This window comes from Gardnerella swidsinskii (assembly GCF_003397705.1).
GTDB classification, from domain to species: domain Bacteria; phylum Actinomycetota; class Actinomycetes; order Actinomycetales; family Bifidobacteriaceae; genus Bifidobacterium; species Bifidobacterium swidsinskii.
Genome location: NZ_QJVB01000002.1, coordinates 345500 through 358870, shown reverse-complemented (window position 1 = coordinate 358870; position 13371 = coordinate 345500). Strand labels below are relative to the sequence as shown.

Annotated in this window: 5 protein-coding genes and 1 other RNA gene; 5 read left to right on the top strand and 1 reads right to left on the bottom strand. The window is 44.3% G+C overall.

The window, feature by feature from the left end; all coding sequences use genetic code 11:
* Positions 1-39 precede the first annotated feature (39 nt).
* Positions 40-1053 carry a tRNA (adenosine(37)-N6)-dimethylallyltransferase MiaA gene (miaA, locus tag D0T18_RS03740; protein WP_102155666.1) on the top strand — a complete coding sequence of 338 codons (1014 nt, stop codon included), beginning with the start codon at positions 40-42 and terminating at the stop codon, positions 1051-1053.
* 68 nt (positions 1054-1121) lie between these two features.
* On the opposite strand, the gene ssrA is transcribed toward miaA, so the two are convergent.
* Positions 1122-1518: a transfer-messenger RNA gene (ssrA, locus tag D0T18_RS03735) on the bottom strand.
* A 384-nt stretch (positions 1519-1902) separates the two neighbouring features.
* Here ssrA and D0T18_RS03730 point away from each other — a divergent pair.
* The 4 genes from D0T18_RS03730 to prmC all read left to right on the top strand — a co-directional run bounded on the left by D0T18_RS03730 (position 1903) and on the right by prmC (position 13310).
* Entirely contained in the window at positions 1903-10749 is an 8847-nt protein-coding gene (locus tag D0T18_RS03730; RefSeq protein WP_116440506.1) for an InlB B-repeat-containing protein, read from the top strand.
* A 157-nt stretch (positions 10750-10906) separates the two neighbouring features.
* Positions 10907-11119, top strand: coding sequence for a 50S ribosomal protein L31 (rpmE, locus tag D0T18_RS03725; RefSeq protein ID WP_004118797.1), 213 nt, complete (start codon positions 10907-10909; stop codon positions 11117-11119).
* Positions 11120-11258: 139 nt separating this feature from the next.
* The gene (gene prfA / locus D0T18_RS03720; RefSeq protein WP_012914392.1) at positions 11259-12356 is read left to right on the top strand and encodes a peptide chain release factor 1; all 1098 of its coding nucleotides are present in this window, start codon (positions 11259-11261) and stop codon (positions 12354-12356) included.
* A 39-nt stretch (positions 12357-12395) separates the two neighbouring features.
* Positions 12396-13310, top strand: coding sequence for a peptide chain release factor N(5)-glutamine methyltransferase (prmC, locus tag D0T18_RS03715; RefSeq protein WP_116440505.1), 915 nt, complete (start codon positions 12396-12398; stop codon positions 13308-13310).
* The last annotated feature ends 61 nt before the right edge of the window (positions 13311-13371 follow it).

Below are 13371 nucleotides of genomic sequence, written 5' to 3'. Positions count from 1 at the left end.
AAGCAAAATCTAGCAAAGTATTTTGACGAGGAGTGTATTTTGTCTGAAAATAAGCAGGATAATATTCCTAAAGTAATTTCAATAGTTGGTCCTACGGCTTCAGGCAAAACTAGTCTTGGTATTGCGCTTGCGAAAAAATTAGCTGAGCGTGGGATTCGTGCGGAAATCATCAACGCAGACGCGTATCAAATGTATCGTTACATGGATATTGGCACGGCTAAGGCGAGTGCGCAGGAGCAGGCGGAAGTACCACACCATTTGCTTGACATAATTGATCCTGAAGAAACGATGACGGTTGCGCGATTTCAAGTTTTGGCCAGACAGTGTATTAGTGAGTTGCAATCGCGTGGTGTGAGGCCGATTTTAGTTGGAGGATCGGGATTGTATGCTCGTGCTGCTGTGGATGATATTACATTTCCAGGCACGGATGAGTCTATTCGTGCAGCTTTGGAGGAGCGCGAGCGCAAAGAGGGAGCGAGTGCGCTGTTTGATGAGTTGCAACAAAAGGATCCGGTTGCTGCGGCTCATATGGATGCGCGCAATCCGCGACGTACAATTCGCGCGCTTGAAGTGATTGAGCTTACGGGAAAGCCTTATTCCGCAACGCTTCCGAAGTATAAGTATGTGATTGATTGCGTGCAAATTGGCTTAGATTTGCGTCGTGAAGATTTAGATAAGCGCGTGGATTTACGTACGCAAATTATGCGTGAGCAGGGTTTTGTGGATGAGGTGCGCGCGATTCGAGAGCGATTGGGTGTGACTGCAGCTCGTGCTCTTGGCTACCAGCAGATTATGGATTATTTGGATGGCGTGTGGAGCGAGGATGAGGCTTTTGTGGATATTGCACAAAAAACTCGACGACTTGCACGCAAACAAATGGGTTGGTTTGGTAGGGATGCTCGCATCCACTGGTTGGACGCGTTGCGACCGGATCTTGCGGAAGCTGCGCTCGCGATTGTTGATGATGCGGATGCGGGGGAGTTTGATTGCGATAGTTCTGACGCTACTGAGCACGTTACTCAGCATCATCTCGGAGATGCTTTTGACGCTTAATTTAAGCCTTGGAAACATTGGGTTTTGCTACAAAAAACGCCACTGTGTGAGCAGTGGCGTTATTGCGTTTGTGGAGTCGCGGGGAATTGAACCCCGGTCCGGTGACCGTACCCTCGGTCTTCTACGTGCGTAGTCTGCTGGCCGTGCGGCAGTTTTTCTGCCCCCATGTTATCGCAGACAATTCATGGCGAGCATATCTACAGTAAAAGTCCCTGAATTGCCCTGCAGCCCAGCAATTCAAGCAAGTCTTCTCATGACGTTCAGCACCACTCCGAAGACGTGAGTGGGTGAACGGAGCAGCTGCTCACTGGTTAATCCTGGCGCGAAGCTCAGGCAGCGAGAGCGAACTCAGTGCGATTAGATTTAGCACTTATTCTTTTGCGAAAGGACGTTTACGAGTGGACTTTCGCATTCTCGGCACGCTTCCCCGCGGCGAACAGATCGCCGTCGAAACCGATCGACCCCTTTTGATTTTTCAAACAATCGTTGCGCTAGAGCACACGTTTTTATATTGTATCATATTTTAATGCGACGAATTGCTTGAGCGCTTATTTCTCACGGAATAGCAGTTTGCCTAACGCATGATGATATGGGCGCCCTCACTGAGCTTATTCCTAACGGCATAGTCGTTCGGATGATTTTTTTTGGGGGGGGGGGTATTGATTAGTATATTATTAGTTAGGTGATTTTATTTGCCAAGTGTAAATATGAGTTGTAGTTGATTTGTAACGAATAAAAGATTATAACAAATGTTTATTTTATGCCCGTATACTGTATTCATATATAATATATATGAAGATTTATGGGTATGCGCGATTTACTTGAAAATGGTTGGAGTGAGGAGAAATAATGGCAGAGCGTAAAGATTTATATGGTGATATGGCACCAAGAAGAACACTTCGTAAGGCTCATGCAGTGAAGCGTTCTCGTGCTTTGCGTAAGGGAGTTGCTGGAGTTGCTGTTGCTTCAACTTTGGCAATGATGCTTCCATCTGTTGTGGCTTCCGCGCTTCAGCCTACTCAAAAAGATATTATCGATGCGTCTAATACGACGCAAAAATGGGCAAAGGTAAAGCCTGATGTAGATGAATTGAATATGCAGCGGTGGGGTGCTGGCGTACTCAATAAGGGTGCACAAATTCAAAAGTTTGTAGAGCTTGCGCGCCATGATGCACAAATGCAAAAGTTGCGTGAAGCACAACAGCGTGAGATTGAGCAGCGTGAAATAAATAAGAGTGAAGCAAAGCAGCGCGAATCGCAACAACACGAAGTGCAACAGCGTGATGGAATTGACTCGCAGTTAGGTAGTTCTTCAGAACAGGTTAATTTCGGACATTCTTATGCAGTAAGTGCGCCTGCGCCAGTGCAGCCAGTTCATCCAGCAGTAAAGCCAGAGTCGACTCCAACTTTGAAGCCGACTGCAAAGCCAGAATCAACGTCAACTGCAAAACAAGATGCAAAGCAACCTGCAGAAACAAAGCAACCGGAAGCAAAGCAACCGGAAGAAAATGCTGGTGACGTTAAGCCTGCTGAGGTTAAGCCAGGTGAAAATAAGCAGCCTGCACAACCAGCAAATACGCAGCCTGTAAATACTGAAAGCGCAAAGCCTGCAAACGAGCAGAATACAAGCGCACAATCTTCAAGCACTCACGCAGAAAATGCTCCTGCATTAAGTAATGCAAATGCGCCAAAGGGGCGTGTTCGTAGGTCTGTTGAGAGCGGCGATGGTGCTTCCGACGGGAATAGTGTAACTACTACAACAAGTGCGCCTGCAACCTCGACTGCACCGTCTGCAAATAATGCCTCTGCAGCTCCGACTGCGAACACTGTAGATAATACGACTGCACCGTCTGCTCCTGCACCTTCAACAGGTACAGCGTCTAACGCTGGTGCTGGAACTACAGCGAACCCAAGTACAGAAAATACAACTGCACAAGGTGCAAATGCAAACGTCTCAGGCGAAGAGAAAAGCACTACGCCTGCTTCGAACAATGAGCATCCTTCACCTGCTTCTACATCGAACGCTGGCACAACAACTAATAACGCAGCAACTGATCCAAACAGCCAGGTAATTAAGCCGAATGAGCAGCATCCAACTGCTGAAAACACAGAGCAAGCCAACGAACAGGTACAAACCGACAAAAAGCCAAAAGCCACTTACAATTTGAAAATTCGCTATACGATTGGTGGTGCTGCGAATAAGCAGCTTGTGCAGCCGTATGAGCTTACAATTGATCAAGAAGACTTCGATAATCTAGGCAAAGATGGTAAGTACGAATACATTGAGCTTCCAAAGGCTGCTGGATACCGTCCGTCCGTATATCACTCCGGTGATTACCAGTACTACATTAAAAACAGCGAAGACAAGTTTGTTATTGACGACGGTACGGATGCGGATGCTAAGCGTTACTTGCGTTTAAGCAAGAAGCTGATTACTGATTACGCTGTAAAGAAAAGGCAGGCTGTTGAAAGCAACAACAGTGCGCAAACTTCGCAGAATACATCGTCTTCGCAGTCGGGTTCAGACGATGGCATTCAGTACTACGGCGAGTTGAACATCAACTACGCTCCTAAAACAGCTAAGTACTATGTGCGTCACTTGTTGCAGCAAATTGACAATAAGAACGAGTTTAAGGAAGCTGCAAATCTTGGTATTGGTAAGGTTATTATACCAAAGCACAGAGTGAAGGATCCTGTAACAAAAAAGTACGAATATAAGGACGGGGATCCTATTCACGTCACTGAAGTTACTGGCACTGTTGGCTCAGATGTGAGCGCTATAGCTTTGTATATTCCAGGCTACGAACCAGAGCACAATCTTATTAGCTCACCGCTTTCGGATTCGGATAGTGAAAGCGACAAGCTGATTTTGAACCTTCGCTACTACCGTAAGGCTTACGATGTTACTTACGACACTGATGGTGGCACGGATGTTACTGCTCAAAAAGTGTATTACCAGCAACTTGTACCACCAGTTAAAGATCCAACTAAGCGCGGATACACGTTTAAGGGTTGGTCTGTAGTCGATCCTAGCAAAAAGAGTGATCCGCTTTATGCTGATAATACTATTGTTTCTCTTGATGACTACAAGATGCCGGATCACAATGTGCAATTCCGCGCTAATTGGAAAGCGAACAATACTACCAGCTACCGCGTGAACGTGTGGGTGCAAAAGGCAGATTTAGTTGACAAAGAGCATCCGGATTCGCTTAAAAACTACGACTTTGTTGGTCTTGTTGAGCGCAAGAATGTTAAGACAGACAGTGAAGTTGCGCTTAATAATATGGATGATGCTGGCGTTGCTAAGGATACTAATAAGCTTAATGGCAAAAGCGTAGATGATTATGTAGAGGACCCGGAACTCGGTTTAACTAGAGAAGAGCTGCAAGGCAAAAATGTTGACCATAAGGATGGCTTAATTGCAAAGTTCAACTGGATGAACGATACGCCTGTAACAAGCTTAGATGGGTATGATACCACGAATCCTGGTGCCGCTGAAAACAAGGGCAAGGATTTATTCACGCGCTACTTCCATGTGAATAAGAAGCTTACTAAAAGATTCACAAAAGATACTAATAATACAAGCAATAAGCTTTCTGCTAACGACTTAGATAATACTTTTGATTTAGTTTACGACCGCAATACTTACGAGCTTATTTTTGCTAAGCCTGCTGGCGTAGATAGGGGTGACAATGTTGCTATAAAAAGACTTGACGAAAACGGCAAAACAACTATTTATTGCTATGCTGGCGGTGGCGGTTGCTCAGATAAGTATGAAGGTAAAGATGAGACTGATGATGGCGCTAAAATTAACCATAAAGGCTACCGCGTAAATGTTCGTTACGGTCAAAAGCTTACTGATATTTGGCCTGATGTAAATGAATTATATTTTAGTAAAGATGGAGAAGGCTCTTTTGGGTGGCAGATTGGATATGCAGGGGATATAAAGTATCGTGACACTCCACCGTATCGTTTTACTAAAGAAGAATTTGCTGACCCTAGTTTGCGTGTTGCTTTTAAGAATGGTGCTGGAACAGTGCCTAAAATTAGCGAAGACCCTTCGAATCCTAATGCAAAACAATATGAGCTAAAAGATAATCAGCGTCTGCTTACTGCTGATAAAAGTAATCAAAGTCAGCCTATACAGGTGATTATTAGGAAGCAAAGTATTGCCTCTGCTAAAAAACATAAAAAGGGTGATACGATAAGCGAGGACGATTATGAGCTTTCTACCGATTCTTATAGCAAAGATGATACTCCTAACGATAGCTATGATTATCTAGCTCCATCTATTGCTGGTTTTAATCCTGCTGATGGCTATGATAAGACAAAAGTTGGTGATGCCCTTGATGAAGGAGACTTTAAAGATAATCTGGAAGTCTGGTATAACGAATCTCATGCTCATGGGGATTGGTATGATTTAAGTGAGGATGAGCAGAAAGCTTTTGCTAAAAAGTATCATTTAGCATTTCGAAAGTATAGGGGCGTTCCAGTAGATGAACAAGAAAATTATAAAGGTGATGAAGAGGAATTTAATGATAACAAACCACTTGAGTTTAGGTACGACCGCCAGTCGTACGATGTGCAGTTTTATAATGCGGACGGCAATGCTATAACAAAAGACAATGTCGCTGCTAAAGATAACCTGCCGTTTGAGTATAGCTTGACTAAGCGCGGCAAAAAAGATTTGACGGGCGAAGACGAAAAGTTATACGGAAACGATACGTCTTACGATGCTTCTGTAACTAAAGACAATGCTGACGATACGTCTAAGCAGTTCGACGGCAAGTACACTTTCACGCTTAACGGCAAAACTTACTCCATCGTTCGCCCTGATTATTTGCCAAAAGACTACGTGTTTAAAGGCTGGGCTGTTGATCAGGCTGGCACTCGGTTTATAAATGGCGAAAACAAAGATATTACAGTGCCAGTCAATGGAATTAAGCTTTACGCTGCGTGGGGTCTTCCAACAAATATTCAGCACACTGTAACTCTTGACTACCAGATGCATGAGATTGGCGAAGACGGCAAAGAGGGACCAAACGTAATTAAAACGTTTATGCGTAACCACAACGATCCTATTCACGAAAATGATATTAAAATTCCAGTGCGCAAAGGCTTCGACTTCTACGGCTGGGAGCTTGTTAAAAAGGGCAATGAGGTAGTAGAAGCTAATACTCCTTACGCTTTTGGTAACAAAGTAGTAGAAGATATAACGCTTAGAGCAGTGTGGGTTCAGGATACTCGCTACAACGGCACTTTTAAGCACATATTCTTAAAGCCAGGCGTAACGTTTGATGACTATAAAAATGCTGCTACGGAAGAAGCCAAAGCAGCGCTTGTAGACCACATTTCTACTCAAACGGTTTCCGGCTTGCGCGAGCATTTGCGCTACAATGCGGAAGCAGTCTACAGCGATGAAACGCACTTCCCGGATAAGCATTTCACGAGCTTTGAAGCATCGAGTGATGAAACTGATAATACTGGCGAGTTTGTGTACCAAACTTACAATACGCGCAAGTATAAGGTTCGCTATGTAACTATCGGTAAGGACGGCGAAGAAAAGGATCTTCTTCCAGAAAGCGAAGTAAGCTCTGTAAATCGAAAGTACGACGTAGCATTCTACAAGCCGATTGAAGGCTTTATGCCTAGAACTACGCAGCAGAAAGTTTTATATAGAATTGGCAAAGATGGCAAGCAGATTGGCGAAGATACATTCAAATTTGTATATGACGATGTTCGCGTGCTTAAGCGCCAGGATGATGCTCAGCATCGTCCGGATCGCTACACGCGCTACGTGTTTAAAGTGGATGATAACCAAAGCTCTATGGGTAGCGTTGTTGACTGGCAAGGAAACAATGTAGCTGACGGCTCTGCTCTTGTGTACGATGCAATTAAGGGCACGAAGGCTTACCAGATGCCGCTTCCAACAGTTAAAGCGAAGCCTGGATTTGAGTTTGCTGGTTGGACTTCGAAAATCGGTTCGTCTGCTCCTGGTTCTATGGAGCTTCAGTATTCTACTGGCGTAAATCGTTTGCCGATTCGCTCAGAAGAGCAGAACAGCCCTGAAGTAATTTACATTGCTCACTTCAAGCTAAAGGCTCCTGTTGCTGCAGCTCCGCAAGTTCTTACGCCACTTGAGAATATTAGTACTGAAAGTGGCGAGTATGCTAAGAAGCTTATAACGAATGCTAAAGATTATCCAAATGGTGCTACGTTCAGCTTTGCTGATGGCGCAACATTCGACAGCACTCCAGGCTTGCACAAGATTAAAGTGCAAGTGAAGCTTGAGGGCAACACTGCTGACGCTGAAGTGCTGTACCGCGTGCTGCCAGATTTGGTTTACAAAAGCGATTGGGATAAGTTTAAGACTAGCGACTACGGCAGTAAGCATGAACAAGAGTACGCACCGATTACCTTTACCGGCAAGAATGATGAAGGCACTATTATTGGTCACGATACGACTGGCACTACTCCTTCTACTGACGTAACAACTACGCTTACTGCGTACGTTTATAAAGGTAAGCAGGTTAGAATCCGCGTGCCGCAAGCATTCGGTAAGGATCACAGTGAAAATAATTACCACTTTGTGTTTAAGGGCTGGACTGCTGGCACTGAAACCAATCCTGCAAAGATAACTAATTACGATATCGATTCTGAAGGTCGTTATAAAGATGTTAAGGTTGACGATAATTCCGGCAAAACTTACACCGCTGTTTACAAGCGAATCGACTACTTCTCTAGTTCGTCTGACGGTGGTGAAGTTCCTAAGGATGCTGTAGTCGCAATCTTTAAGCCTGCTCCAGGGCGATTGTGGAAGGACGGCACAAGCGGTCCTAAGGTGTTCTACGTAAAGAAGGGCACTGATATTTCCCAAATTACGAAGATCATTAATGGAAAGCAAGTGAATGTTCTTGAGATGCTGAAAGGCAGTCTCACTGGAGCTACTGGCACTTGGAAACGAAGCAGTATGCTTAATGACGGTAAGAAAGTTACTGAAGTTAAAGATGTTGCTGACGTGACCGGTGATTGGAAAGATGGCTGGAAAGTCAATGAACCATTCCAAGAGTTCGTGGCAGATCAAACCCCTTGGACAGAGCCAGCAGTGCAGACTGATTACCTTGTTGCTGTGCAAGATGACCCTGACACGCTTCCAAAGCTAACCGATTTTATAACTAATATGTCTCAGCTCAAAGCAGATGCTGCTGTGAATAATGGCATAGAAGACATAAAAGTCGAATATGATTTGCCAACTGAAGCTGAACAAAATAAGTTAAAGCAGAATATGCTTAAGAAGCCTGCTTTGTACACTGTTCCTTTGAAAGTTACAGTTAAGTATAAGGATGCAGTGGATTACAAGACTTATAGACTTGTAGGACGCTTAAAAGTGCTTTATCAGTTGATGTACGATAAAAGCCTACCGAAACCAGATAGTACTCAGCCTTCACATCAGCCTGGCGATACTAATCCTCTTACTGGTGTTGCTGCAGAGCGTGATCTTGTTCTCAATAAGGATAAGTATGTTAAGGTCAACTTTATAAATGCCAATCAAGTTGATCATAAAGATCAGGGCAGCCTTGATAAAGATACTACTAAGCTGTACTACGTTCTTAAAGACGATGTTACGGGCGTAAAAGCTCCGCAAGCTGTTGGCAAGAATTATGACGCTGATGGATACCATTACGTGTTCAAAGGCTGGAGGAAGCTTGAGAATTTTGTTGATAATGATAATTCTAATGCTCGTTCGAGTGTAAGAAGAGGATTAGCAAATCAACCTGAAATTCCTGTCACTACTTTGATGGTAAGTGAACCAGCATCTGCAACTAGCGTTGATGTGCAAAACGCGAATGGTGAAAAGTTGTTAACGAATGATGAGATTCGTAAATTAAAGTACTCTGAAAATACTACATACCAAGCAGTGTATGAAAAGGTACTAAACGTCATCGACGCAAAGAGTAAGGATAAAATTCCAGATAATTACGTGCCGTATGTGTTCTTACCAGCTTTCGGAAGGAAGTGGGATGATGGCTCATACAAACCGAAAGTTATCTACTTTAAGTCCGATAGTACTACATATGAAAATGACGTTAATAATAAAACTAATGAGTTAAAGCAACAGCTTAAGGGCTTTAGCAAGTGGGAAGTTTATGATGCAGGCAACAAGCCTGTTCCTGAAAATGACACAAATGAGAATAGACAAATTCGCGTATATGTTGCAAATCAGATTGCTGATATGCCTGTGAATGTATCTCAGTTTGTTAAGAGTGTTGGAGATGAAGTTCCTGCTCCTGATGAGCTTGTGTCTGGTGTTGATCCTAATAACCTAGAGATTGCGGGCATGCACGGTGCTGGTGTAGTTTATTCTTCCGGTGCAAATTCTGTTCGAATTGCGAAGCCTGGAATTACTACCGTTAGAGTGAAGGTTGAAACATCTGATCCAAATAAGAAGGGTGCAAAGATAGTACGTTATGAAAATGTACCTATTCAAGTGCTTCCGAATGTGATTGCAGAGCGAGATTTGCCTTCAGCTGGCAGTCAAGCAGGAAAGTTCATTTTAGAAAACTACACAAAGGTAACGTATGTAGCTGGCAATGGCGGAACTATGCAGTCACCAATGCATACATACTGGGTGCGTAAAGATAGAATGTCTGAAATAAAGAATTATATTCCAGACGTTCTTGCTAACAAAGGTTACATATTCAAGAATTGGGATGAAGTATCTTACTCTAAACATATTGATACCATCTATAACAGTGCTGATGACCACAAATCAACTGATATTGAGCGTGAAACATTAGCTAAGATTGCTGAACGCTATGGCATGTCGTTTACAGCTAATGTAATCCGCAAATCTAAGAATTCTACATTTGCGGCTATAAAGAATATTCTTGCTGAAGCTATAAATAACGAGAATATGAGTTATGAAGCAAGTCGTAATAGATTGGCTATTGTTGCTGAAACATTAGGAAAGTCATATACGGCAAAAATAATTCGTAATTCACAACACTCAACTATTGAAGCTTTGAAGAATTTACTTGTGCACTCTGGTATTACTGACGCCGATATTGCAATGGTATTCCCAGAAAGCGAAACCATTATTACTGCAAACTTCGAGAAGATGGCTCCTATGAAGTTTAAGTTTAGTGGTTCTGCTCGCGAGGGTGTTTTAACGAACTTCAGATTGCAAAACATGACTGAAGGAGATGTTAATAACACAACGGTTACAGTAGACGGCAAGAAAGTAACTATTAACGAGTTAGTTGCTCAAGGCTTAACTTCTGTAAACGGCATTAACGCAAATTGCGCTGGTGCTGAATGCAAGATTTCTGGCACGCCTAAGATTGTTGACGGCAAGCCGAAAGTTGAGCTAACGTTTACTACTACCGACAAGTATGGTCGCGAAGCGGAAATTACTGTTGAAATTGATGTGATTTCTGAGAGCAAACCTGCTCCAACGCCTGAACAAGCTATTCCTTCTCTTGATTCTTATACTTCATATGACGTAACTATTGAGAATGAAAAGAAGCAAGAAAAGGATGTAAAAGAAACTGCTGAAGCAAAGCCGGAATTAGCTAAAACTGGTAGCAATACGGTTTCTTCTGCATCCGCTGGTATTTTGTCGGCAGCAATCGCAGCAATTGGTCTTGCGGTGGTAAAGACTGGCAAACACCATCGCAAGCGTCGCAATAATAAATAATTTATTTAAATTTGGAGCGTTTGAATTTTTCATGCGCTCCATTTTTATGCGGATTATAAGCGCGTCGAGGGTGGTGACTAGAATTACGAAGGTTCCGGTTCACGCTTAGCTATTGGGGCTTTGCGACCCGGGTCGCCCGAATTCCATAGGAGACATTATGAAGCAGGGTATTCATCCCGACTATCACGCAGTGCAGGTTACCTGCTCTTGCGGAAGCACTTTCGTAACTCGTTCTACCGCTGATGGCGATCACATGACGGTTGACGTGTGCTCAAAGTGCCACCCATTCTATACCGGCAAGCAGAAGATTCTCGACACCGGCGGTCGCGTGGCTCGCTTCGAGAAGCGCTACGGTAAGAAGACTAAGTAGCTTTTGTGACGCCAGCCCTGCTTTCGTGTAACTCGCGGAATCGGGGCTGGCGTTTTATGTGCTAAACATGTGTGTTTAATATTTAACATTTAAATTTTTGATTTACAATCCGCGTTAAGCGTGACTACAAAGGAATATGATGGCTGAGTCAGTAGAGGAACAATTCCCGGCAGCAGTTACCGCGTTAGAAGAGTATCGCGATATTGAAAGTCGTATGGGAAGCCCGGAAGTTGCGTCAAATCCGGACGCTATTCGTAAGCTTGGTCGTAGGCACGCAGAACTTGGATCAATCGTAAACGCTTACCTAAATTACAAACAGCTTTGCGACGACTTTGAAGCCGCAAACGAAATGGCAAGCGACGATCCAGATTTCGCTGAAGAAGCTAAGCGCTTAGAAGAGCAGATTCCAGCAGCAAAAGAAAAGCTTCGCACTGCATTAATTCCTAGGGATCCGGATGATGCGCGCGATATGATTATGGAAATTAAAGCTGGCACAGGCGGCGAAGAAGCGGCTTTGTTTGCTGGCGATTTATTGCGTATGTACATGCGTTACGCGGAAAAGCGCGGCTGGACTACCGTAATCCAAAGCGAAAATTCAACGGAACTTGGCGGCGTAAAAGACGTGCAGCTTGCGATTCGAGCAAAAGGTACGCCTGCTCCAGAAGATGGCGTGTGGGCAAGCATGAAGTATGAGGGCGGAGTGCATCGCGTGCAGCGAATCCCAGTTACGGAATCGCAGGGACGTATTCAAACTTCCGCAGCTGGCGTAATCGTGTTCCCAGAAGCAGACGAAGATGACGACGAAATCGAAATCGATCCAAAAGATTTGAAGATCGACATTTTCATGAGCTCCGGCCCTGGTGGGCAGTCCGTGAACACTACTTATTCTGCGGTTCGCATGACACATATTCCAACCGGAATTGTTGTTAGCATGCAAGACGAAAAGTCGCAGATTCAAAACCGTGCGGCAGCCCTTCGCGTGTTAAAGTCTCGTTTGCTCGCTATGAAGCACGAGCAGGAGGCAGCAGAAGCGGCGGATATGCGCCACTCACAGGTGCGTTCGCTCGACCGCTCTGAGCGAATCCGCACGTACAATTTCCCAGAAAATCGTATTGTGGATCATCGCACGAATTACAAGGCTTACAATCTTGATCAGGTTCTTGACGGCGATTTGCAGCCTGTTATCGACAGTGATATTCAGGCGGATGAAGCTGACCGCTTAGCGCAAGCCAAGTAAGTCAAGTAAAATTACTGAAATAACCAAGCAATTCTTAAAATGCAAGAACTTTTGCGAGTTTTGCGCGATGCTGTTAAAAAGCTTGATTCTGCAGGCGTGGAGTCAGCAGAATATGATGCACGCTTGCTGCTGGCTCATGCTTGCGGCGTAAGCTTAGCTGAGCTGAGCAAGGCGCTAATGCTTGGCGATTTAACCGATTTTTCGCAAGATTATGCTAGTAAATATAGCGATTTTGTATCTAGGCGTGCTTCTCGTGAGCCGTTGCAGCATATTGTTGGTCGCGCGCCTTTTCGCTACTTGGATTTGCAAGTTGGTAAGGGCGTTTTTGTGCCGCGGCCGGAAACGGAGATTGTTGTTGAAGCTGGATTGGATTGGCTTAGAGAGTCTGGTATTAGCAAGCCGACGGTAGTCGATTTATGCGCCGGATCGGGCGCAATTGGATTGTCGATTGCGGCGGAAGTTGCAGACGCGCAAGTATGGGCTGTAGAAAAATCTCCTGAAGCTTTCCAATATTTGCAAAAAAATTTCGAAGAAACTGCAAAAAAATGGGAAAATATTCAGATTTTCAGTCGCTATCGTGCTGTGCTTGCAGACGCAACCAAATCGCATATTTCGGATTGCACGCCGGAACTTCACGCAATTTGCGGCAAAGTAGATTTAGTAATAACGAATCCGCCTTACGTGCCGGAAAGTCAAGTGCCAGAACAGGTTGAAGTGCGAGAGTACGATCCGCCGGTTGCGCTTTATGGTGGTTCTGCGGACGGCTTGCTTATTCCGGAGCAGATTATGCGTGCGGCTTTTGCGCTGCTTAAGTCTGAGGGAGCGATGGTTATGGAGCACGATATTTCGCAAGGGGATGCGCTTAAAAAGTATGCGGAAAGCGTAGGTTTTTCGCGTGCGCGCGTTGGAAACGACTTAACTGGCAGACCGCGGTACACTTTTGCGGAAAAGTAGGATTTTAATCAAAAATAAAACTTGACTCAAACAGAATAAAATAAGCAAAATAAGCAATAAA